The sequence below is a fragment of the Bacteroidales bacterium genome (assembly GCA_035647615.1).
Taxonomy (GTDB): Bacteria; Bacteroidota; Bacteroidia; order Bacteroidales; family 4484-276; genus SABY01.
This window is the reverse complement of the sequence record DASRND010000007.1, coordinates 1-24256: the sequence shown is the minus strand read 5'-3', so window position 1 is coordinate 24256 and position 24256 is coordinate 1. Positions and strand designations below refer to the sequence as shown.

Below are 24256 nucleotides of genomic sequence, written 5' to 3'. Positions count from 1 at the left end.
CCTCAATCATTTGTAAAGTATCTGATGCCACAAACACTGTCGGAATTAGGATTTTTATGATTAAAAGATAATAGGATGAAATCTATCAATGAAAAGATAAACAGATGAAACATGAAGAGTTAACACATAAAATCATTGGTTGCGCAATGAAAGTTCATAGCACTTTAGGCAATGGGTTTCAAGAAGTTATTTACCAACGCGCTTTAGCTATAGAAATGGGGAATCAAGGATTAAGATTTCAGCGTGAAATGACAATGAACATTTATTATGAAGGAATTGACATCGGAACGCGCAGGGTTGACTTTTTCGTAGAAGATATCATCATGCTTGAATTGAAGGCGGTGATAAAACTAGAAGATGTGCATTTAGCGCAAGCAATGAACTACTGCCAGGCATATAATTTACCCATTGGATTGCTCATAAATTTTGGTTCAAAAAGTATGGAATTTAAAAGAGTTTACAATGTAAATCACCCAGACAACAAAGACTATCAAAACAATCCTAAAATCACCAAATCCTAAAAATCCTAATTCTGACAATGATGAACGCAGACGAGCCTCGAAAAGAGAGAGGTTTGCGAGATAAAGCCCCTTGCATAATGACAAATTCTTAGTAAACGATATCCTATGAAAACTCCCCATTTCAAAACAATTGCTTTCCTATTTGCTCTGGTAGCCTTGTTTGGCTGCAATGAAACACCTCCCGACATTAGTCCAAACCCGGTTGTGCCGTCAGAAAAATTAATAGCCTATCAGCAAATGGAGTTGATCGGATTTATTCATTTTTCTGTCAACACATTTACTGATAAAGAATGGGGATTTGGTGATGAGCGCCCTGAACTATTCAATCCGAGTGAGTTGGATGTGGAGCAATGGGTAATAACTGCAAAGTCGGCAGGGATGCAGGAGTTGATACTTACTGCAAAGCATCACGATGGGTTTTGCCTGTGGCCCAGCCGTTACACCGAGCATAGCATCAAAAACAGTCCGTACAAAAATGGCCAAGGAGATATTGTAGCGGAATTTGCCGACGCCTGCCGTAAACATGGCTTAAAGGTGGGGCTGTACCTGTCGCCATGGGATCGGAATTCGAAAGATTACGGCCGGCCGGAATATCTCGAATATTATCGGAATCAGCTTCGGGAGCTGCTCACGCAATATGGCGAGATCAATGAGATTTGGTTTGATGGTGCGAATGGCGGCGATGGTTATTATGGCGGCGCCAACGAAACCCGCAAAATTGATAGCGAAACCTATTATAACTGGGCAGGGATTTTTTCGTTCGTAAAAGCGTTGCAGCCCGGCATAAAAATATTTTCGGATGCAGGCCCTGATGTGCATTGGATTGGCAACGAAAAAGGGTTTGCGGGTGCTACCTTTTGGTCGTCAATAAACCGGGATAGCGTGGCGGTTGGAACTTCGAAGACCAAGTACCTGAATACGGGTGATCCTTTTGGGAAAGACTGGGTTGTGGGGCAATGCGATGTCTCTATAAGGCCCGGATGGTTCTATCATGAGGCGCAAGACAGCCTAGTAAAAACGCCACAGGAATTAATCGACATTTACTATAAATCTGTCGGGAGAAATGCTCTGTTGCTCCTCAATCTTCCGCCTGATAAAAGAGGTCTCATTCATGAAAATGATATAAAGGCATTGCAAGAGTTTAGGAAAACTCTCGATGAAACCTTTGCAGTGGATTTAACAGCGGGCGCTTATGTAATTGCCGGAAACTATCGGTTAAATCATAAAAAATTTGCTCCCGAAAATATCTTAAATGATAACGCTGATACCTATTGGGCAACCGATGATTCTGTATTGTCTTCCGACCTCATCATTCAACTCTCCGAAGAAAAGCAATTCGATAGAATAATCATCCAGGAACCTATTAAGTTTGGACAAAGAATCAGTGCGTTTGAAATAGAAATAATGGATAATAATAGTTGGCAATCAGTTTTTCAGGGTACAACTATTGGTTATAAAAGGCTCATCCGAATTCCCGCTGTAAAGACATCACAGGTTAGATTGCGCATACTTAGAGCAAATAATACGATTGCCATATCCAAATTTGGATTATTCAAATCTTCAGAAAATGAATAACGGTTTCCGATAAAGGTCGAAATCCCGGTGGTTGAGCGAAGTCGAAACAGAGCGTTGCCGAAACCACAAGAAATAAATGGCTAATTTGCGGGTATTTCAAAATTGAGCTAAATGAAAAATGCAATGAAATTGGGAATAATGATGCTCTTTGTGGTTGGAGCATCTTGTTCGTCATCTAAAAGCACCGCAGGTATTATCCGAGACGGAAGTTCTGTCGAAAAAGCAATCATCGTTAAGAGCATTTCCGAAGAATATGAATATGTGAGGAAGGTATGTTCCAATTGTGAGCTACAGATGCAAATGCTGATTTTTGACAAAAAGAAACCTTATGATGTTATTGAGGTAAAAAACAGTGAGGGAGACACCATTCGTTATTACTTCGACATACATAAATTCTATGGAAAACAATCTCCATTTAGAGGGAATTTGTTCTGAAGCTACTGCCATTCAGAGGATAACTTTTTAATACAGACCAATTATTATTTGATCATCCATTTTTCACTATTAAACCTGATCCTGCTGGTATCAAAATCAAATTCGCCATCTTCAAAATTTACCACCACATCGGGTGGGTAACCCAAACTGTCGAGGCCGGGCTTTTCTGCCGGGCCATTTTTATTTTTAATAAGTACAAATAATCCCGGCTGCGCTATCTGAAGTAAAGCCCCCGATTCGATAATGACGGGCTGATGGGGAGGCAGGTGTTGCAGGAATTTCAGAAATTCATTGGTAAGATGCCGCTGGCGCAACTGCAGATAATATACTTCGGTGGCGCCGGCTGCCAGCATCCGGCCGCTATCCTTAGACGAGTTATGGCCACGTTCTCGCAGCAAAAGATAATCCATGGTTTCAGCCAGCACTTCGCCGGGTTGTTCCTGCTGGTGCATGTGCGGCGATATTTTGATGGCTGTCACCGCAAAATCTTTTGCCGTTTGTGTTATCAGCCGGCAGGCCAATGTTGTTTTGCCAACGTTGCGACCTGTTCCGGCAATCATCAGAACCTGAGGCAAATTTGGTATTGATATTTTCGGAGCCGCTGGTTCACTGTTGGACATTAGCTTCCCAAGTTCGTGTAGCTCTTCACGAGTATTTACATTATAAAAATCGGTTTCTTTCAGCACTGGATCGTCTGGAACCGGGATCCTATGTGCATTCACCTGGATGATCAGTTCGGGGATTTTAAAATTTCCCGCCCGGATATAAGATTCCATGAGTGGAATAAGGCGACTGCTGTAAACCGCACACAATGGTTCGTAATGTTCCTCGCCATGCCATGGTACGGTTATGTCGGCATCCTCCGAAAGGGAAATAATGTGCGCCACGATTTCTGAACCAATGCGTGGTGTATCGCACGAAAGCACAAAAAACCATTCTTTACTTTTCTCCGTGTCTTTGTGCCTCTGTGGTAAGGACTTTTTCTTTTCTAACTGGCTTTGCAACATACAGCTATAGATGCCACCCATCGGTCCGCTGTTAGCGATAATGTCGGGTACAACGCGATAACCCAGATGATTGTAGGCATTGCTGTTGCTGCTGATGAGGATTTCGGTGCACAAAGGGGCAAGTGCTTCAAGCGCATAAGCGATCATGGGTTTGCCGTCAAACTCAGCCAAACCTTTCTCCTGACCCATGCGGCTGCTTTTGCCGCCCGCCAGCACGATGCCCGTTATTTCCTTTTTCCAGATCATAATCTTTGCGCAAAACTAATTGAAACTGTCCACGAATTTTCGCCAATTAGGCGAATTTCCGCTAATTTTTTAATTCGTGTTAATCAGTTTAATTCGTGTGAATTAGTGGATGGTTTTACTGTCCGCGAATTTGCAGATTGTATTTGAATTTTTCACACAAAGTATTAAAAAAAAAGAGCCGGAGTTGGAATTTTGGATGATCATAAAAACATCCAAAACTCTTTTCTGGCTCCTTAATAATATGTGCTTGTCGCAAATGCTATGCGTTTTCCAGCCTTTTCTTTTCAGCTATTTTCTCCAGAATTTCTTCCTGAATAGCCTTTGTCACCGGCACATATCTCGAAAATTCCATCGAGTAGTTGGCACGTCCGCTTGAGATGTTGCGCAAAGTAGTGGCATAGCCAAACATCTCCATCAGTGGCACGGTGCCGGTAAGTTTCTGCGATCCTTTGCGGTGGCGGCGCATCGACTCTATTTTGCCACGACGTTTGTTGAGGTCGCCCACCACGTTGCCGATATAGTCGTCGGGAACGTTCACTTCTACATGCATCACTGGCTCGAGTAGAACAGGATCGGCTTTCATAAAACCATTGCGGAAAGCGATGGCTGCGCAAGTCTGGAAAGCCATATCCGACGAATCCACAGGATGGAAGCTGCCGTCGAGCAGCACCACCTTTACATCTATCACCGGATAGCCGGCCAATACGCCTCTGCCCAGTATTTTGCGGATACCTTTGTTGACAGAAGGAATATATTCGCCCGGAATCACACCGCCTTTGATGTAATCAATAAATTCGTAACCTTTGTCTTTGTTGGGTTCCAGACGGATAACGATGTGGGCAAATTGTCCTCTGCCACCTGTTTGCTTAGCGTGTTTGTAGTTGCTCACCGTTTCGGTAGTAATGGTTTCGCGATATGCTACCGATGGTTCACCAACCACAACCGGGATGCTAAATTCATCTTTTATACGGTCAACGATAATTTCGAGGTGCAGCTCGCCCATGCCCGAAATTATCGTTTCCTCGGTTTCGTCGTCGTAGCGGGCGTGAAACGACGGGTCTTCGTTGGAGAGTTTGGCCAGTGCTTCGCCCAGTTTGCTTTGGTCTTTGCGTTTTTCAGGAGTTACTTTCAGTTCTATCACCGAAGGTGGCACGTGTATCGATTCGAGCAGCAGGGGTGCGTCTTTGTCGCAAAGCGTGTCGCCGGTTTTGGTGAGTTTAAGTCCGACCAATGCAACAATTTCGCCGGGTCCGGCGTAAGACACCTCTTCGCGGTCTTTGGCGCGAATTTTCAAAATCCTGCCGATGCGTTCATTTTTGCCTTTGGTAGAGTTGAGTATCTGCATGCCGCTTTCGAGGCGACCTGAGAAAACGCGTACAAATGTTTGTTGTCCCACATAAGGGTCGTTGATCAGTTTGAATGCCAGTGCTGAGAAAGACTCCTTGGCCGACGGAGCGCGTGTATGCGATTTGGTGTGATCGTCCACATCCATTCCTATTACAGCACCCACATCGAGGGGTGAGGGCAGATAGTCAATTACGGCGTCGAGTAACAGCTGAATGCCTTTATTTTTGTATGCTGCACCGGTAAATACAGGTGTTATCACCAGCTTGAGAGTGGCGGTACGGGCTGCTCTTTGCAGCAACTCGTCGGGTATTTCCTTCTCCTCAAGGTATAGTTCGGTGACTTCTGCGTCGAAGTCGGCAACTTTTTCTATCAGCAGGGTACGTGCATCGCGCGCTGCTTCAACGTATTCTGCAGGGATTTCGGTCTCGTGCCGTTTTGATTCTTCAAAAATATATGCTTTCTGGCGGATGACATCGATGAGTCCGGTAAAATCTTCTTCACTTCCCATAGGCAACTGAAAAGGCACTGCGTTGGCATCCAGAAATTCGTTCATCTGTTTCGCTACTTCAAAAAAGTCGGCACCGGTACGATCCATTTTATTAATAAAAGCAATGCGGGGCACGCGGTAGCGGTCGGCCTGGTTCCACACCGTTTCGCTTTGCGGCTCTACACCACCTACGGCGCAAAAGACCGCTACCATGCCGTCGATGACGCGCAGCGAGCGTTCCACCTCAATGGTGAAATCCACGTGTCCCGGCGTGTCGATGATGTTGATGTTAGAGTCTTTCCAGTGGCACGAGATGGCCGCCGAAGCGATAGTGATTCCTCGCTCCTGCTCTTGCTTCATAAAGTCCATGGTGGCTTGCCCGTCGTGTGTTTCGCCGAGCTTGCGGGTGGCGCCCGTAAAAAAAAGGATGCGTTCAGTGACGGTGGTTTTGCCGGCATCGATGTGAGCTGCGATACCGATATTTCTCAGTTTAGATAATGTCATGATGTTTTAATAATTATCAGGTAAAATGTCATTAAGAGGCTATGAATCAAATAAATCAAACTTTAGCCTAAAAATGGCGGCAAAAGTAGTTTTTAATAATAAGCCGTTGATGTTAAGATTATGTAATCATTGAAAAAGTAAAGCTATTCATCCAGAAAAATAAAGCGCTGGTTGCCTGCCGGGGAAAGCATCCTGCTGTCGTGATCGTAGTGAATCAGGGAGCGTAGCGTTTGGTCGGTTGGGAGATTTTTCAGGATGTAATAATTCATCAGGTAATCAAAAATATAGCCGGCGTAAGTGGCTCCTGTCTCTGAAGCCAGCGTGTAAATGTCGTCCATCTCCAGTGGAAGCAGGTTGTAACGGAAGGTAACCTCACCGGTGAAAATATTCTCAGCGAAGCGCCCCTCCAGTTCATCCGTAAAGTAGTGACTTGCATAAAGCACTTCAGAAGTTTCCTGGTGATTGTTCACTTTTACAATTTCAAACCAACTGTTGAGGCTGGCCTTTTGCAATTCAAAATCTTCAAAATAAACTACCGAATCATCAAAAACCTCCTGTTCACGATACGGCATCAGGCTTTCTTCTAGTTCCAGCTGAACCAGAGTCACCTGCCAGGCGTGTCCATGTGTAGTAAGAAAATCTGGTAGCTGATGCTGGCTCATGGTTTTGATGCCATATCCCTCCAGCGTTTGCACCAGGCTGGTGATGTAGTATTGGATGAAGACACTGTCGGTGATGTGTTGCAGGAAAAGGCTGCTGTCGTAAAGAATCTGCTGCTGCGCCTCAGCGCTTAGCGCATCAAAGCCCTCTATCGCAGGTTCCTTCAGGTTGGTTTTAAAAAGAAAACCCGGCTCAATGATCATCACACTCAGGCTATCGCGGTGATTAAGGAAATCGTTGGCCAGCTTGCGTTCGACGTTGCACGCCGACATCAGCGTAAGCGAGAATATTATCAGCAGCAGGAAAGTGAATCGATGGTTCAATGTGATGATGTATGTAATTAATTTTCGCAATATCTGCTAAAAAACAGTGGCTAAGCCTAAAAGGTTTAAAAACCTGTGATCGACTTAGCCACCCTAAACATATGAAAACAAAATATTACCCAGCCAATCAACGGGTTTTTCGAAATCTTTATTGTAGCGCCCGACCGCCCCTTTTGCTCTTTCCAAAGTTATCCGAAATCATTTGGGTGGTATCCAAGGCTTCGTTCGCGTTCATTAATTTAGCGAAAGCGAGTGGTTTTCAATAATCTTTATCTCTATTCCTTATCGGCTGTCTTGTCGTTTTGCGCCAGTACAGTTTCTCCAAATGCTTTTCCAAAAGCCACTGCCCGTTCGCTGTCTTCCTGGTTGGGAGTAAACTTTACAAACATCTCTTCATCAAAAACCGAAAGATTCAAATTTTCCAGGTTGGTACGGATGATCTTTTTAGCCTCGCCGCTCCAGCCGAAGGAACCAAATCCGGCAGCAGGTTTGCCTTTGTCGCGGATGGGGTTGATCAGCGCAAAGCATTTGTAGATAGGCAGCAGAATGTTTTTGTTGATGGTGGGCGAGCCGATGAGGTAAGCCGAGGCGTGCGCGATGTTCTGATCTACTTCGCCCAGCGGCGCCAGCTCGATGTCGAGCACGTGCGCCTCGATGTCGCCGGCCTGGCGCACACCCTCCGCGAGCAGATTGGCCACCTTCCCGGTTTTTTGATAAGCGCTTACGTACGGAATGAAGACGACTGGTCTGGCTGGTTTCTTCATAGCTTCTTCGGCATATTGGCGCGAAAGCTCCACCTTTTTCTTCCAGTCGCTACGCAGAATCGGGCCATGACCTGTGGCAATCATGCTGATGGGCAGCTCCTTGATTTTGTCGATGGCTTTGAGCATAAACTTGCTGTAAGGAGCCAGGATGACATCGAAATAATATTTGAACGATTCTTCGTAAGCCGAGCGGTCGGTGATCTCGTCGTCGAAATGATGCTTGCTGCTATAGTGAGCGCCAAAGCAGTCGCAGGTGAAAAGCACCTTGTCTTCTTCGAGCCACGTGAACATGGTGTCGGGCCAGTGCAGGTTGGGCGCGCTGATAAAACGCAGCGTCTTGTTGCCGAGGTCGAGTGTGTCGCCGTCTCTCACCGCGAGGTTTTTAAAATCCATTCCCATCAGGTCGCGCAGGTAGCGGATGGCGTTGCCGGTGCCTACCACCGTGGCGTTGGTAGCAATGTTTAGCAGGTTTTTAAGGTTGCCTGAGTGATCGGGTTCGCTGTGGTTTACGATGATGTACTGCAGGTCGGCAGGGTTGCACACCTCCTGGATCTTGGCCAGATACTCATCCCAGAAATTTTCTTTAGTAGCTTCTACAATCGTTTTCTTGTCGGCATCTATAAAGTAGCTGTTGTAAGTAGTGCCGTATTTGGTTTCCATCACCACGTCGAAAGTCGCCAGGTCAGGGTCTTTCACGCCAATCCATTTCACGTCGGGGGTAAGGTTGATAATTTCGTTTTTCATATTTTTAGTTTGTCGTTTATCAAAAGTTTATACTGCAAAAATAGCAAGTTAAAAAGGATGCCAAAAATTTTAATCCGAACAAAAACCAACACTATCACGCATTATCAGAGGTTAAGTCGAAAGTTGTATTTTTGCTTCAACCAAAGCAACAACGTGAATTATGAAAAATTACCAGCTCGACAGCCTGATTCTTGAAAATTTTAAAACCTTCAAAGGGCAGCACACCTTTGATTTTAACGAACTCAACATTTACACCGGCGCAAACAATTCCGGGAAAAGCACGATTATCAAGGCCATTCATTTGTTTTCCAAAGGGTTTGAAAAAGGAGATTTCCCTATGATTGATCTGATGGGAAGCAAAGGGAATTTTGGAGAATTTGCTGATCTAGTAAATTGGGAATCCAAAAGTGACAACTTTAAAATTGGCTTTTTCATCACAATTGGAAAAATTGAGACTCCTTTCAAGCTGCTCTTTACTTTTAGAAACGGTAAAGACAATGGCTATGAAAAACGTAAAGGGATGGCGGTGTTTTCAGAGATAGAAATAATCAATGATAGCGATGAAGTATTTTTTGGAATTTACAATAAACCTTTATTTGAGGTTAATGAAGCCAATATCGAATTTGACATTGATAAAGCATATCTGGAAGAATACAGGGAATACGAATATCCCTATAAATCACCATTGGAGCATGCGGATTCAAGCTTAATTTTGCTCAAAGTGAATGTCCCGCTTCTCGAAACATATATCGATAAAATTACAGACCACGATTATTCGGGTGTGTTTGATCAACTGAATAAAATAAAAACCAAAAAGAACAATTGGTGGGCTGAATGTTTCGAAGAAGAATTTTTTTCCTTTCCCGACTATGATTTCTCACACATAAAATTTCGGGAGTATGTAGATGAAATTGTTCAGGATAGATATTATAATCTTGGAGGTTTTGAAATTCGCCATGCATTATTTTGGGATACTGACACAAAAGATGAGCAAAAATATTTAGACCTGTATGAAAATACAGGATTCGCTGATTTTGTTAAAGATGTGATTGGAGGGGTGATATTTGAAATTAATGAAGGTCTGAAGGTTTTTCGCGGAAGAAACATCATCCATGTAGCGTATCAGCATTTCAGTAATCATTTAATAGAAATTAGTCCTGTGAATGATTATTTGCGTACGGTTTTCGATCTGCAAGAGGATTCTTCTTTTATGGAATTCATTTACGACAGCCTGCAAATTTTTGGGATTGATGGCATCATAAATATAGAGCAACACCAAAATTCATATTTCGAATTGATGTTCATGCCAAGTGTAAATCGGGCAATTGAAGAGAAAGGAAAGGAATTAGAAGAAAAAAGAAGGGAAAATGAAAACGAAGGAGATAATAAGCGTCTGATTTTTCTACCACAAACCAATTTTCAACATTGGATTCTGTCAAGTTTTGATGAGGTTAAAAAACAATACCTTGCAGATTCGAATAACAAAATGGTGAATATTGCTGACCTTGGCAAGGGGGCTGCACACATTATTGGAATCGTCTTGAATGTTGCTTCAATTTTATTTCTTTCAGCAAAAGAAAAAGTTGAAAAAGAGAAACTCCCAAGGTTAATGGGTAAAAAGCCTGAAAAAGTAATTCAAAAGACCATACTCATCGAGGAACCTGAAACCTTTTTGCATCCATCGTGGCAGGCCAGGCTGGCGGATTATTTCATCTTTTGTATTGGTTTTTATAAAAAACAAACCAAAGAAAAAGAAGCTGAGAATCAGCCATTGAAATTTATTATCGAAACCCACAGCGTTTATCTGATTCAGAAACTCCAATTGTTGGTAGCAAGGGATAAATTTGATGCCGATGCAATTAACATTCTTTATTTTAATGATAATGAGCAGGCAGAAAAATGCTACAAAATCCCGATGCGAAAAGATGGAATTCTTAAGAAAGGATTTGGTACCGGGTTTTATGATGAAACCGCAAACCTGACCGCCGACATTCTTAATGCCCAAAAACTCAATTAGCATGCTAACACATATCGACAAGGAGATTTTCATGAATGCCTACCAGGTTTTCAATGAAGATGTCATTAATAACTCACGAGATTTTATTGATTTTCTTAGAAGTGAAAGCGATGTAAGAGTTTACGGTAAACCGGATTTGGATTTGAACAATCTTTTATCGATGCTTCTTGTGGGCAGGGGAAATACAAAAATTGCTAGCCGGCCAGGGAATTTCACTAAACAACAGATAAATGAAAATAACCCGTATCAGCTTGTTTTTATTGATGTTGAAGATGAGATACAAAGGCAACAATTTGAAAATGAGATTAAGTGTCTGATTGGATTTAAAGATAACTATAAAACGGTTTTCGAAGAGTTTAAAAGTGAGCCAAAATTTCGTGTTGATAAAGATGGAAGTATTGATAAAAACAGCAGTGTAAAACTATTCGAGTCCTGGAACCAAATATTGCCCGATCTGCCAGTCACAGAGATTATTATTTCTGATCCTTTTATTATCAGGGGTGATAACACACATCCCCTCGACAAAAATTTATTTGGGTTGCTATCGGCAATAAAGTCAAAATACAAAGTCATTAACAGCCTATGGATATTTACAACAATTGAGGATGATAAGGATATTAATGAATTATCAAAAATTCGAGAGGAGGCCAGGAAAATCTTTGGGTCAAAAACAATTGTGGGAACTATTCTATTTCAAGGAAAAAAGGAACACGATCGACATATTTTTACCAACTATAAACACATTAATTTAGGAAGTTCAGCAAGGTTTTTTGATAATGAAGGAAATATCAACGTAAAAAGCACAAGCAATATTCACACATTCTCTTATAGTAAGACAGAGAAACATCAGACGGCCTCAATCATACTCGATGATCTGAATACGATCCTTAAAGATTTGCAATCGGAAGGTAAAATACCTTCTTTTTTAAAAAGCAGATTGCTTGATTACACGGAAGGTAGCAGGGAGTGACTTTGCGGAGTGATAGAAGATTGGAATGTTGCCTGTTCATTAATACTCTAGAAATTTCTTGTACCAATTCATCAGTCAATTGATGAATTAGTACAAAAGTGATTCAAACTTTTATCAGATTAATCAAACAGCGACATCTGCGTCTTGTCTCCCATATCTTTTTCTTTGCCCTCTTGCTGCTGATCCTGTTTTGTTTTTCCAGAAGTTTTTCGTGGTGATGGCGACGGTGGGGTGGGAGTGCTCTCCGCTTTTTCGGATTTCACTTTGGTTTTGTCAATCTTGTCAGGCGTAATGATTTCTTCTTCCGGCACCTCTTCTTCCGGCATTTCAGGCTCTTCAGGCTTTTTGTAAGCAGGCAACGGCTCCAGCCATTTCACTTTTTTCACAGCCAGATTGGTCAGGCGTTTGCCTTTGGCTTTGTAGCTTTTCTCGCCTATAAAATTATCGGCGGCAATAAACAGGTCTTCTTCCTCTTTTTCATTCTTCTTTTCATCCATCACCACTTGTAGCACAGGGCGCTGATCGGTGGTAACGGTAATAAGTTTTGACTCAGGATGCTCTGTGATAAACCGCGTTTTTTTATCTGTTTCCTCTACCTTAAAGCGCTTGATATACCACAGGTTCTGGCTACCGTCAAGGTACACCGCCGTGATGATGGTGTCGGGGTCGTATTTTGCGAGGTGAAGCAAATCTTCATCAAAATGGGTCGAGAGGTCATAGCCGGTGAGTCGGTAGTCGCCCGATTGCATCAGAGTAAGTATTTTGTTGTCGCCCTCAAAGGCATCCACAAAGTTGCCGCGCTCATCGTTGTTTAGTCGCTTCACGCTGGGGTCGAACCAAACGTCTATGGCGCCCAGGGTGGAGATTCCTTCTTCTTTTTGTACGATTTTACGGATGAAGTGTTTGCTAAGTATGTTGCCCTTCGATCCGCGTCCTTTGATGGCCAGCTCGCTGAAGTCGTAGTCGAAGGTGGTGATCTTCAAACGTGGTTTGGGGCGCAGGTTGATGCCCACTATTTCGGCCTCGCCATTGGGGTTGGCTGAGAAGTATAACACACGGGTGCCATCGGTGCCGCGCGTGAGGTTGTAATCTTTGTCACGGGTTACGCCCATCACTGCAAAACGTTTCACGTAATTGGTGCCGCCACGCCCGTCGCGGTATATCATGTTGTAGATGGTGCGGTCGTCGTTGCGTTTGAAGACGTCGATGTGGATCACGTTTTTGCCGGTAAAAAATTTCTCACTTGCACGTGTAACCATAAAAGTACCGTCGTCGCGGAAAAAGATGATGTCGTCGATGTCGGAGCAATCGCAGATAAATTCATCTTTCTTAAGCCCGATTCCGGCAAAACCCTCTTCGCGGTTGAAATAGAGCTTGGCATTGGCCACAGCCACCATAGTAGCTTCTATGGTATCAAAGCTGCGGATTTCGGTGCGCCGGTCGCGGTCTTTGCCATATTTCTTGCGTATCTGCCTAAAGTAATTGATGGCATAATCGATGAGGTTGTCCAGATGATTTTGCACCTCTTCCAGGTTGGTTTCGATATCGCGAATCTGCTCATCGGCCTTAAAAGCATTGTATTTGGAGATGCGTTTTATTTTTATCTCCGTCAGGCGGATGATGTCGTCGCGGGTGATGGCGCGTTTAAATAGTTTTTTAAATGGCGTCAACCCGAGGTCGATTGCTATGATGACGGCTTCCCAGGTCTCACATTCCTCGATGTCGCGATAGATGCGCTCCTGGATAAAAATCTTTTCGAGTGAGGCAAAGTGCCACTGTTCTTCCAGCTCCTCGCGTTGTATCTCGAGCTCCCTGCGTAACAGGCGCAAGGTGTCGTTGGTCGAAATTTGTAGAATCTCCTTCACGCCCATAAAATGGGGTTTGCCCTGATAGATCACGCAGGAGTTGGGCGAAACCGACATTTCACAGTTGGTGAAGGCATAGAGTGCGTCGATGGTTTGGTCGGGCGAAACGCCTGGCACTAGTTGTATCTGTATCTCCACCTGGTCGGAGGTGTTGTCGTCGATTTTTTTGATTTTAATCTTACCCTTATCGTTGGCCGAAATTATCGACTCGATGAGGCTGGTGGTAGTGGTGCCAAAAGGAATCTCGGTGATGGTGAGCGCTTTCTTGTCGGTTTGTTGAATTTTAGCGCGTATCCTTATTTTGCCGCCACGCAGTCCGTTGTTGTATTTCGAAAAGTCGGCCATGCCACCGGTGAGGAAGTCGGGGAAGATTTCAAAATCTTTGCCTTGCAAATGCCGGATGGAAGCTTCGATGAGTTCGTTGAAGTTGTGTGGGACAATTTTAGAGGCGAGACCTACGGCAATACCTTCGACACCCTGAGCCAGCAGCAGCGGAAATTTTACTGGTAGCATCACAGGCTCTTTGTTGCGCCCGTCATACGCGTCTCGCCACTCGGTGGTTTTGGGATTAAAAACTACTTCAAGAGCAAATTTCGACAGGCGTGCTTCGATGTAGCGAGGCGCTGCGGCGCTGTCGCCGGTGAGGGTATTGCCCCAGTTTCCCTGTGTGTCGATGAGCAGCTCCTTCTGACCGAGCTGCACCAGCGCGTCGCCAATAGAGGCGTCGCCGTGCGGGTGGTACTTCATGGTTTGCCCAATGATGTTAGCCACTTTGTTGTAACGGCCATCGTCCATCTCGCGCATGGCGTGTAGTATGCGGCGATGCACCGGTTTCAAACCATCCAGCACATCAGGCACAGCACGCTCCAGAATTACGTACGAAGCGTAATCCAAAAACCAGCTCTGGTACATACCCTCCAGCGCAATGGTCTTGTAGGTGCTTTCGCTCCCGATGCCGGCGTCGTGGCCAGTGTCAACGGGAAGTTGCGGTTCTTCCTGATGTTCGTTGTGATTTTGATCTGATTCCATTCGATGCACGTTGCGCATTCAGCGCTTTACTTTTTAGTTTTTTGTGTTCAAACCTGCAAATTGAAGCATTCTGAACGAGATAACGCCTATTTTTTTATTAACGATTTATTACCAGTAGCGGTGAAAAGGCGGATTTGTGCCTGCTCTTAAAGGTCGGGTTTTCCCGAAAATAATACTCAACATACAAATTCTACATGACAAACAAATTCCAGAGTACAAATTTCGAAAGCTTGAAATGGTTGTTGTTTTAAAATACAAATTTACCTCCGCAGCCAGGTCTGGAAACGATAGCTAAAACTGCCGTCGTCCATTTTTACCGGCTCCGACTCCTCCGTGAGCTCCCACACTTTCGGGTCGATAGTTGGGAAAAAAGTATCGCCGTCATAATCTTTGTCCACTTTTGTGATGTAGAGTTTTTTGGCTAATGGCATAAATTGTTGGTAAATGGAGGCGCCACCCATCACAAAACATTCTTCCTCTGCGCTGCACAAGGCAGCTGCTTCGGTGATGGAATACACCATCCGGCATCCGTCGAAATTTTCATTCTCCTGGTCAGTAATGACGATGTTGGTACGGTTGGGCAACGGATAGCGGGGCAGCGAGAGCAAAGTGTTTCGTCCCATGATCACTTTGTGGCCGGAGGTAAGACGCTTGAAGCGTTTCAAATCTTCGGAGATGTGCCACAGCAATTGGTTGTCCTTGCCGATGGCGTTATTTTTTGCTATTGCTACGATAATCGAAATCATAAATGCTAAATTTTTAAAAACTAATTATTGATGGCTTTTTCAATAAATTACAAACTACAATAAAACATCCGCCATTAGTCGGAGTAAACAATCACAAATAAATTCCAAGAATCAAAATACAAAATATCAAAACATCCTGGTTATTTGAAAATTGTGATTTGAGTTTTATTTGTCATTTGAAATTTTGGAAATTGGAATTTATAATTTGTCCTTCCCAGACTATACCGAAATATCAGCTTTAATGTGCGGGTGTGCCGTGTAATCTTTCAAATGAATATCTTCATAATTGAAATCGAAAATACTGGTGATGTTTTGGTTGAGTTCTAATTTCGGCAGCGGATGTGGCGTGCGCGTCAGTTGCAGCTTTGCCTGATCGATGTGGTTGAGATAAATATGCGCGTCGCCGAAGGTGTGAACAAAAGTGCCGGGTTTGAGTCCGGTTACCTGCGCCATCATCGTTAGCAGCAGTGCGTAAGATGCGATGTTGAAAGGCACGCCCAGAAATACATCGGCGCTCCGTTGATACATCTGGCACGAAAGCGCTCCGTTGGCCACATAAAACTGAAACAGGATGTGGCAGGGCGGCAGCGCCATATTGTTCAGGTCGCCAACATTCCATGCACTTACCAAATGGCGGCGCGACTTGGGATTGGTTTTAATGGATTCGATGACGCCAGCAATCTGATCGATCGAAGCGCCGTCGGGCGTAGGCCAGCTTCGCCACTGGTAACCGTAAATGTGACCCAAGTCGCCATTCGCGTCGGCCCATTCATCCCAAATTGTCACGCGGTTATCGTTGAGGTAGCGGATGTTGGTGTCGCCGCGCAGAAACCACAGCAGCTCATAAATAATCGAGCGCAGGTGCAGCTTTTTGGTGGTAACCAGCGGAAAGCCCTCCGACAGATCGAAACGCATCTGATAGCCAAAAACGCTCAGCGTTCCTGTTCCGGTGCGGTCATCTTTTCTCGTGCCGTTGGTGAGGATGTGGTCGAGCAAATCGAGATATTGTTTCATCGGGTGATTAGGTTTTTATTGTTTTTTCGAATTTGTTCCGGCACGATCATACTGCCCGCGCAGCCTGCACTTGCCGCATCACACGCATCAGATTGCCGCCCCATATCTTTTCGATTTCCTCTGCCGAATATCCGCGTCGCAGCAGTTCGGCGGTGATGTTGTGCATCTCTGAAGCGTCGAAGCAGCCCGTAACACCGCCTCCGCCATCGAAGTCGGTGCCGATGCCCACGTGGTCGATGCCGGCCACGCTCACAACATGATCGATATGGTCCGCATAGTCGGAAAGTGTGGCCAGGTTGGGCGGAAAATTCTTATTGACGGCGTGCCACTCGCTGCGGGCCTGAATCATCAGTTCTTCGCTAAGGCCGTCGAAGTTGTTGTATTTTTCGCGTAAGGCGCTTTGCGCAGAGTCGCGTTGTGCGTTTGGCGGCATGGTCTTCACATAGTCGCTGAGAATACACACCTGTGCCACGCCGCCATTTTTTGCCAGCTTCAGCAGCATATCGTCCGACATATTGCGCGGATGATCGCAGATGGCGCGGGCCGAAGAGTGCGACGCAATCACCGGCTGCAACGAAACCTGGAGCACATCGTAGAAACTGCTGTCGGAAATGTGCGACACGTCAATCATCATTCCCTGCCGGTTCATCTCGCTCACCACCTGGCGGCCAAAGTCGCTTAGACCGTGGTGCTCTGTGCTGTCGGTGGATGAATCGCAAATGTCATTATTTCGGGTGTGGCACAACGTAATGTAGCGTGCGCCACGGTTGTAGAAATTACCAATCTGTGCCAGGTCGTTGCCGATGGCATAGCCGTTTTCGATGCCGAGAAAGATAGCTTTTTCACCTTCATTTTTCAGCCGCAGCGCCTCATCGGGTGAAGTGGCAATAGCGGCCAACTCCGGTACCCGTTGCAAATGTGCATCAATCGAGTCGAAGATGCGGATGGCGAGGTCGATAGCATGTTGGTTTCCTTCGGGCGTGCGTGCCTCCTGCCCAAGAAAAACGGCAAAAAACACTGCATCCAAGCCGCCTTCGGTCATGCGTGGCAAATCTACTTTGCTGCCGTGCGTTGTGGCATCGTGGCGCTGGCTCAGATCGTAGTCGCCGCGCAAAAGCCATAAAGGCGTGTCGGTGTGCGAATCGACCGTAAAAATCTGTGCCTGCACTTTCACTGCATCAGACATTTGATCGGTATTGGCAGCAGGCTGGTTGCAACTGCTCATCAGCAGCATCATCGCACCGGCAACCATCACCAGCAAGCTCGTCTTTCTGGAATTTATCATTGATTTTATCATTAAAAACTATTTGAAAAACATCGCCAAAAGTAGCAACTTTTTTTGTGGCTGGCGGGTGGCTCAGATCGATGGAAACAAATTCTGGTGTGCAGATTGCGCTTCATATTGAAGAGAATTTGTATTTTTGGGAGGCAATTAATCAAAAAAATCCCAGTAGAATGGAGAGAATTATTTTCCATAGTCAGATTTATCGGAGTTGGTTCATCAGGATTGTGGCAATTTTATTAATCACAATCATGCATCTGCCGATAAAGGCGGAAGCCCGGCTTGCTCCCGATAGTTTGTACCGGCAGCTCGAAACGGCTGAAGTAAAAGAGCGGGTGCTTATTTTGCAGGCTTTGGTTCGTGGACTTAATGTGGTGGATTCAGTGGCGGCATTTTGTTTCTTTTATGAAGCTGCCGAACTAGCGGAAGATTTGAATTTGAATTTTGATCTTAAAAATAGTTTTGAATCCATTAGAATAAAGGCATCACCTCAGCGGTCTATTGCGCGATACAAAAAAATTATTGATGAATTGCGAGATAAGAAATACCCCAGGCAGATTGGATTTGCCTATAGCTTTATCGGTAGGGAATATTTGAACCTGAATAATTTCGATAGCTCGGAATATTATCAAAACAAGGCACTTTCTGTTTTTACCAAAACCAACTGCGAATTGGGAAAGGCTTTGGTCCTGGATAGAATGGGGCAGAATGATTTAACCAGAAATCAATTTCTGGACGCGCTTAAATACTACTATCAGGCCTTGCAGATTAACCAGTTGAATGGCTTTGAGCGGGACGCTGCCATTTCGTTGTATCATATTGGGCTTACCCAACTTTACTTGGGGAATTATCATCAAGCGGTTGATTTTATTATCAAATCGCTGAGTTATTGGGAAAAGATCAGCAATCGGCCAAATACCTGGAACTGCAACGAGTTGATCGGGAATATTTACATTCAATCAGGGGATTTTCAAAGAGCACTTCAATTCCATCGGATAGCTCTTGCGATCCGGCAAAAACATATACGGATAGCTAAAGAAGCAGGAACATCCAATCTCAAGGAGAATTATTTAGGAATCGCTTACTCCTACAACAATATTGCTGAGGTTTATCTGCATATGAAACAACTCGATTCGGCTTATTATTATGCCCTTCATTCCTATCAAATTAAAACCGAAGAAGGCTCGGCTGCTTCTGTTCGTGATGTAGCCAACTCGGAATTAAATCTCGGAAACATTTATTTTGCCTTAAAGAATACTGATTCGGCCTATTTGCTGACACAGGTTGCTGCCGAAAAGTATAAATCCCTGCAAAACTGGAGCGATTTCAGCATGGCACTTTACAGCCTGGGAAAAATTGAGCTTTCGCTGAAAAAGCCGCTGCCGGCCAAACAACATTTTCTCGAAGGCCTGGAACATGCGCGCCAGGTACAAAGCAAGCAAAGCATCCTGGAAGGATACAAGGTTCTTTCGGAGATGTATCTTGAAAACAAAGATTTGAAAAAGGCTTACGATTATTATGTAAAGTATGCCATGATAAAGGACAGCATTTTCGACCGTGAAAAATCGGATGCCATCGAAGAGATTCAAATCCGCTATGAAGTAGATAAAAAAACGGAGCAAATCGAAGATCAGGAGTTGGTAATCGGACAAAAGCAGCGGCAGATAAAAACTGCCACCATCGTAGGCGTAATTGTAACCGTTTTGCTGGTCTTACTCATCGTGTTCATCATCAAAACCAAACGGCAAAAAGAGGCCCTGCTCACCAAAGAAGCCGAAAATCTCCGTCAGGATTTGGAACTAAAAAACCGCGAACTGATTTGCAACGTCAGTAATATCTATACCAAGAATCTGGTGATAAACAAAGTAGCCAAATCCCTGCAGCGAAGCAGCGCCAACTTTAAGCAGTCGAACATGGAGCTGGTGCGTGAAATTATTTCGGAGCTGAAACAAAACCTCGACGAAACCAGTTGGCGCGAATTTGAATACCGCTTTGCACAGGTTCACGAATCGTTTTACAACACCCTCGATGCCCAATTCCCCGACCTTACACCCGCCGAACGAAAGGTTTGCGCCATGCTCAAGCTCAACATGAGCAGCAAAGAAATTGCCGCCATCACCATGGTGCGCCCCGAGAGTGTGGACACCGCCCGTTCGCGCATCCGCAAAAAACTCGACATCGACAAAGACGAAAACCTGACCGTGTTTTTAAATCGGCTATAAACACAATCTTAATGGCTACTCATAGGGCTTTCTTATGAGCACTGACAATTCGGCCAAAGAAATAAATTTCTCCCAATTTTTCCTTGCTAATTTTCGTTGTAGCGTTTTATCTCCACTCCACAGTTTCCCTCCAATATGATCTGTTAAAGCAACAAATTCAACATCATCCGAATCAATATCTTTAAGAAGCTCTTCAGTTGAATTAAAGATGTCGTTAGGAATTAACCTGGCATCAATAAATCGAATTTTTCTGGTAATAAGTGCAATCGATTTATCTAAATCCTCTTTTGATAAACCTGATAAATTTTGAAGCTTTTGTTTATGTTCTGAAATTTCGGCAAGTAGTAAATCAGTCGAGTAAAAATGTAAAAACCTCTCTGATTGAAGAAGTATGTTCGCAATACGACTGTTGGTGTTTAAAACTGCACTGAAAACGATATTGGTATCGACAACAATTTTCATTTCACCAAATCTGATTTCCGTCGCTTCCAGCGGCCTTTCTTAATTTCATCAACAAGCCCATCAACATCCTTTTGCCTTGCTTTCGATTTTTGGGTTATTTCCAGGTAATCCAGCCAATCTTTCAAATTCTGTAATGCATCGATATTGGTATCAAGTGGCAGCCTGAAAACAATTTCCTTATTTGTTTTTTCAATTATCATATCCATAATGATTTTTACAAAAGTAATTTTTTTTATTCAGCTAACATTGGCCGACCCAGCATTAATTCACCCCGTGAATTCCTCCCGGCAAAAACCTAAATCCCCGAAAGCTTTTACACAGCCCACGAGCTATTCACGGGGTAAATGTTGCCAGGCAAACACTTGAATTTCCCCAAAAACCAAAATACAGAGCTAACTCATTATTATGCTGTCCGCTACGCCAAACAGTACAGATTTAATCGAGGTGGTAATTTGGGATAGTACAGAAAAAGTGGAGGTCGAAAATTTGCAAAACGGTACTTGCCCGGCGTAATATTGCCGAAATATTTTTCACAATGCAAAAACACCCACAAACGAAGCCTCATCCCAAACCGAAACCTGCCGGCAAAAAGCTCACCGATGAAATCGAAAAAATCATCAGGGTGACGGAGGGGCAGAATGAGGCGCTAAAATTAATCATCGACCATAATAGCAAAAAACATACAGATGAAAAATAGAAACAATCTTCCTAAATGGTCAATGCTCTTGATCAGCTCGTTATTAATTATGTTTTTAATTTCAAAACAAACATCCGCTCAAACATTGCATTGCATTATTGCAGGGGCAACAAATGAACAAAATTCAGTAATCAGAGAAGGAACGCGGTTGTCGATTGATGCTATGATGTCTGAAATTGGAGCTATTGAAAAAAACACTTCCGTTAGAAGAAAAGTTTACGAATTAACCGGAACAAATTTTAAAAGTGAAAACTTACAAAAAACGATTGGTGATCTTAACTGTAATGAAAATGACGTCATCTTATTTTACTATAACGGGCATGGATTCAGGTACCGGGATCAATCAGATAAATGGCCTACCTTGTTTATGGGTTATCATATTGAAGGCTTTGACGATACCTATCTGCGTAGCATTTCACTCAGTAAAATAGCCAATGAATTAAAAGCGAAAGGAGCGAGATTAACCATTCTCATAGTGGATTGCTGCAATGGTGAGCTTAGTGTTTTAAGTCCATCTGACATTGAAGTAAATGGTATCGCTTCATTAAATTTTTCGGTCAGGAATTCAGAGAGATTCAAGGAATTATATGAGCAATCATCTGGTTTTATCATTGTTTCTTCAAGTGAGCCTGGTCAAACCTCCGGAGTATCCAGTAGATATGGAGGCTACTTCACTAATTCTTTTCTGGAAATTCACAAAGAGTTAACAAGCATTTCAAATTATGCTGATTGGAATGATTTACTTGAAAAAACAAAAGAAAGAACCATTAGTGTTACCCAACTAAATTATAAAAAGCAAACTCCGCAGTTTCAAATTGAGATCATTAAAAGAAATAACTCTCATCCATCAAGAAATTGGCAGGATGTCATTACCACCAATAGTGGTGCCTTTGCTAATCAGCCAAACAATTTCGTATCCAATAATCCATATCGTATTTACCAATTCCCGGTTGCGCGAATTATAATGTTCAAAAATAATGACGTGCTTTTTCTAATGTCGGATAACTACATTGTGAAATATAATCCATTCGATGGAGGTATGTTCATCGCAGGATACCGTGCAATAACAATGCAAGCACAAACTTTTCAGTGGGACCTAATTAATCCGGTGAATAGCTTTCATACCAATGTTTTTGGTGTGGATTATTATGGGAAAATTTGGGAATGGAATAATTATCGAAGGAAATGGGATAATGTTGGTGTTGTGTATTATTAACTAATTAAATACTAAGGTTATGAAAGTAAAATTGCTTATTGTTCTTTTGTTTGGCATTGTTCATCAAAGCATGTGTCAAAATACTTTCGCCCGTATCGAAAATGATAAAATATTGATCTATGCAACACAACTTGAATTTAAAGGTAATAACTCCTATCCTAAATATAGGCTAGTGCAATCAATTCCTCGTTACACTGATATTTCAAGGATTGTTAATATTCAATATCTGTCAGAAGAACAAATTGTGACAGAAATAATTTCCCGTGTTAATAGCTTGAAGCTAATTTTTGATATCATAAAACAAACCACGCCACACCTAACAAATGTATTAGGTGTTGGCCTACCAGGATACCTAAATGTGAACTTTGGTTATATTGAAGGTCAGGGCTGGGGTTTAGTATTAAACTGTGAGGGAATTTTTGCATACATTTGTTCCAACAAAATCCATAACTTTAATGAAACCGTATTTTATTTTAATGGGAAAAGAATGACTAACCATCCAATTTATCCAGCATTTAATCCCAAAGTAAATCCTATAATGTTTTAATTTAAAAAGAATAACAAATGGCAAATAAAACAATTATTGATAACGATTACAATTCGTTTGAGAAAAATCCTGAAAAAGCTGGCAAGTACACGCAAATTTCCGGATCAGATAGGAACCCTGAAAAGATCGAAGAGCGAAACCTTGTGGGCTTTTTGGTTTCCTACACTACATCAGAGCCTGGTGAATACTGGCTCATCAGGGAAGGCCGAAACTTAATTGGCAAGTTTGCCGATAATAATATAATTCTCAAATTACCTACTGTATCAGACAGACATGCCTTGTTGAATGTGCGAAGAAGTAAAAATGACAACAGATTGATGTTTGTCATCAAGGATGAAAACTCAACAAATGGAGTATTCGTAAATAAAGAGGACATTGAATACCAACCCCGGGAATTAAACGACAGAGACATTATTAAAATTGGTGATTACGAACTGTTGTTAATCATCATCGATAAGGTTACGCTTAAGCTAAAAACTCTTCAGGGCCTAAGTAATATTGTAAAGGAACTGCACGACCCTCACAAAAGATCCTCTCCCTATGATTATCCTGCTTACGATAAAGATATTAAAGATGGCACTGTAACTGATTTATAAAAATCTTATGAAAAAATTTGTATTCATTGTGGGCAGAAGCCCAAGCTGCAATACGGGTGAAACCCCAATTATTATAAATGACAGTACCAATACGGTGAGTAGCACCCACTGCCGGATAATCGTTGAAAATGGTCTGGTTTATATTGAAGACCTGAATTCGACAAACGGAACTTTCATAAATGGCAACAGGATTAATCAGGCGGTAAAAGTTGACTTGAGTAGCAGCATTATGCTTGGGAAAAGACTGCAGTTTCGCTTAACGCACCCAAGTATTCAAAATGTATTGACAGCTTTTAAAAAAGAAGAAATCGTAAAACACGCACCTTTTGAAGAAAACCCCAACAATAGCGTACCATTAAAAAAACAACTTGATACTACACAGTATGCTTCCTTTGGGGAAAGGCTGGTGGGGTATTTACTGGATGGTTTAATAATGGGTTTGATTTCTATTCCCATCCTGATAATGCTTAGATTTATAATGGGTTCGTACCTCTATTATAGCTATATTATTTTTGGACAACTGCTTTTTATTGTTGCGCTTTTAATCATCACGCATCTGTATTATGCAGTCCCCATTTCAAAGAAAGGCTACACCATTGGAAGAAAAGCGATGGGAATTATCTACCTCGACGAAAAAACCCGAACCTATCCTTCAAAGGGACAAGTATGGGCAAGGCTTTTTGGATACCTTTTGTCATCAGCATTGCTAATGATTGGCTTTTTAACAATGTTAGGTGATACCAAACATCAGGCACTTCACGATAAAATTGCAGGTACAATAGTGGTAAAAATACAATAATATGGAAATTCTTCTAACAGGTATAAACGGCTCCTATTCATTCGATCCCCGCGATCCGCAATCGAGGATAGCAGATGGTGGGATGGGTGTGGTGTACTCAGGGCAAAATGCCATAACCGGGCAAAAGGTAGCCATTAAAGTAGTTTATCGCGAGCTGGCACGTGATGAAGCAAATGTGGAA

22 protein-coding genes are annotated in these 24256 nt (G+C 43.1%); 12 read left to right on the top strand and 10 right to left on the bottom strand.

Going from position 1 to position 24256, the window contains the following annotated elements:
* Nucleotides 1-104 precede the first annotated feature (104 nt).
* From VFC92_03010 to VFC92_03000, 3 genes are all read left to right on the top strand, one after another.
* Nucleotides 105-521: a GxxExxY protein gene (locus tag VFC92_03010; GenBank protein HZK07148.1), complete on the top strand. Its 417-nt coding sequence runs from the start codon at nucleotides 105-107 to the stop codon at nucleotides 519-521.
* 105 nt (nucleotides 522-626) lie between these two features.
* The gene (locus VFC92_03005; GenBank protein HZK07147.1) at nucleotides 627-2096 is read left to right on the top strand and encodes an alpha-L-fucosidase; all 1470 of its coding nucleotides are present in this window, start codon (nucleotides 627-629) and stop codon (nucleotides 2094-2096) included.
* A 111-nt stretch (nucleotides 2097-2207) separates the two neighbouring features.
* Nucleotides 2208-2531, top strand: coding sequence for a hypothetical protein (locus VFC92_03000; GenBank protein HZK07146.1), 324 nt, complete (start codon nucleotides 2208-2210; stop codon nucleotides 2529-2531).
* A gap of 44 nt (nucleotides 2532-2575) precedes the next feature.
* On the opposite strand, the gene VFC92_02995 is transcribed toward VFC92_03000, so the two are convergent.
* From VFC92_02995 to VFC92_02980, 4 genes are all read right to left on the bottom strand, one after another.
* Nucleotides 2576-3784, bottom strand: coding sequence for an NTP transferase domain-containing protein (locus tag VFC92_02995; GenBank protein ID HZK07145.1), 1209 nt, complete (start codon nucleotides 3782-3784; stop codon nucleotides 2576-2578).
* A gap of 259 nt (nucleotides 3785-4043) precedes the next feature.
* Nucleotides 4044-6122, bottom strand: coding sequence for an elongation factor G (gene fusA / locus VFC92_02990; GenBank protein HZK07144.1), 2079 nt, complete (start codon nucleotides 6120-6122; stop codon nucleotides 4044-4046).
* 143 nt (nucleotides 6123-6265) lie between these two features.
* Nucleotides 6266-7105: a hypothetical protein gene (locus tag VFC92_02985; protein ID HZK07143.1), complete on the bottom strand. Its 840-nt coding sequence runs from the start codon at nucleotides 7103-7105 to the stop codon at nucleotides 6266-6268.
* A 275-nt stretch (nucleotides 7106-7380) separates the two neighbouring features.
* A complete protein-coding gene (locus tag VFC92_02980) occupies nucleotides 7381-8613 on the bottom strand; it encodes an FprA family A-type flavoprotein (protein ID HZK07142.1) in 1233 nt (410 codons plus the stop codon).
* A 160-nt stretch (nucleotides 8614-8773) separates the two neighbouring features.
* Here VFC92_02980 and VFC92_02975 point away from each other — a divergent pair, with 160 nt between their 5' ends.
* Together VFC92_02975 and VFC92_02970 are read left to right on the top strand one after the other, a co-directional pair.
* Entirely contained in the window at nucleotides 8774-10630 is a 1857-nt protein-coding gene (locus VFC92_02975; GenBank protein HZK07141.1) for an AAA family ATPase, read from the top strand.
* A gap of 1 nt (nucleotide 10631) precedes the next feature.
* Complete coding sequence (locus VFC92_02970; GenBank protein ID HZK07140.1) at nucleotides 10632-11600, top strand: hypothetical protein; 969 nt, start codon at nucleotides 10632-10634, stop codon at nucleotides 11598-11600.
* Nucleotides 11601-11719: 119 nt separating this feature from the next.
* Here the strand turns inward: VFC92_02970 and VFC92_02965 are convergent, their stop codons facing one another.
* The 4 genes from VFC92_02965 to VFC92_02950 form a co-directional block, all read right to left on the bottom strand.
* Entirely contained in the window at nucleotides 11720-14494 is a 2775-nt protein-coding gene (locus tag VFC92_02965; GenBank protein ID HZK07139.1) for a DNA gyrase/topoisomerase IV subunit A, read from the bottom strand.
* Between the two features lie 260 nt (nucleotides 14495-14754).
* The gene (locus VFC92_02960) at nucleotides 14755-15240 is read right to left on the bottom strand and encodes a dihydrofolate reductase (protein HZK07138.1); all 486 of its coding nucleotides are present in this window, start codon (nucleotides 15238-15240) and stop codon (nucleotides 14755-14757) included.
* Nucleotides 15241-15459: 219 nt separating this feature from the next.
* Nucleotides 15460-16254 (bottom strand): thymidylate synthase, encoded by a 795-nt coding sequence (locus VFC92_02955; protein ID HZK07137.1) that lies wholly within the window; start codon nucleotides 16252-16254, stop codon nucleotides 15460-15462.
* A 46-nt stretch (nucleotides 16255-16300) separates the two neighbouring features.
* Nucleotides 16301-17539: a dipeptidase gene (locus tag VFC92_02950; GenBank protein ID HZK07136.1), complete on the bottom strand. Its 1239-nt coding sequence runs from the start codon at nucleotides 17537-17539 to the stop codon at nucleotides 16301-16303.
* A gap of 170 nt (nucleotides 17540-17709) precedes the next feature.
* Here VFC92_02950 and VFC92_02945 point away from each other — a divergent pair, with 170 nt between their 5' ends.
* A complete protein-coding gene (locus VFC92_02945; GenBank protein HZK07135.1) occupies nucleotides 17710-19758 on the top strand; it encodes a transcriptional regulator in 2049 nt (682 codons plus the stop codon).
* Nucleotides 19759-19773: 15 nt separating this feature from the next.
* Here VFC92_02945 and VFC92_02940 read toward each other — a convergent pair whose 3' ends face one another.
* Entirely contained in the window at nucleotides 19774-20220 is a 447-nt protein-coding gene (locus VFC92_02940) for a PIN domain-containing protein (GenBank protein HZK07134.1), read from the bottom strand.
* The gene (locus VFC92_02935; protein ID HZK07133.1) at nucleotides 20217-20420 is read right to left on the bottom strand and encodes a hypothetical protein; all 204 of its coding nucleotides are present in this window, start codon (nucleotides 20418-20420) and stop codon (nucleotides 20217-20219) included. The genes VFC92_02940 and VFC92_02935 overlap by 4 nt, the downstream gene beginning before the upstream one ends.
* A gap of 335 nt (nucleotides 20421-20755) precedes the next feature.
* Between VFC92_02935 and VFC92_02930 the strand changes: the two genes are divergently transcribed.
* The 6 genes from VFC92_02930 to VFC92_02905 form a co-directional block, all read left to right on the top strand.
* The gene (locus VFC92_02930; GenBank protein ID HZK07132.1) at nucleotides 20756-20917 is read left to right on the top strand and encodes a hypothetical protein; all 162 of its coding nucleotides are present in this window, start codon (nucleotides 20756-20758) and stop codon (nucleotides 20915-20917) included.
* Complete coding sequence (locus tag VFC92_02925) at nucleotides 20907-22133, top strand: caspase family protein (protein HZK07131.1); 1227 nt, start codon at nucleotides 20907-20909, stop codon at nucleotides 22131-22133. The genes VFC92_02930 and VFC92_02925 overlap by 11 nt, the downstream gene beginning before the upstream one ends.
* A 19-nt stretch (nucleotides 22134-22152) precedes the next feature.
* A complete protein-coding gene (locus VFC92_02920; GenBank protein ID HZK07130.1) occupies nucleotides 22153-22680 on the top strand; it encodes a hypothetical protein in 528 nt (175 codons plus the stop codon).
* 17 nt (nucleotides 22681-22697) lie between these two features.
* On the top strand, nucleotides 22698-23276 hold the full coding sequence (locus tag VFC92_02915; GenBank protein HZK07129.1) for an FHA domain-containing protein: 579 nt from the start codon (nucleotides 22698-22700) through the stop codon (nucleotides 23274-23276).
* 7 nt (nucleotides 23277-23283) lie between these two features.
* Nucleotides 23284-24075, top strand: coding sequence for an RDD family protein (locus VFC92_02910; protein HZK07128.1), 792 nt, complete (start codon nucleotides 23284-23286; stop codon nucleotides 24073-24075).
* A gap of 1 nt (nucleotide 24076) precedes the next feature.
* A partial coding sequence (locus tag VFC92_02905) for a hypothetical protein (GenBank protein HZK07127.1) occupies nucleotides 24077-24256 on the top strand: 180 nt, incomplete at its 3' end.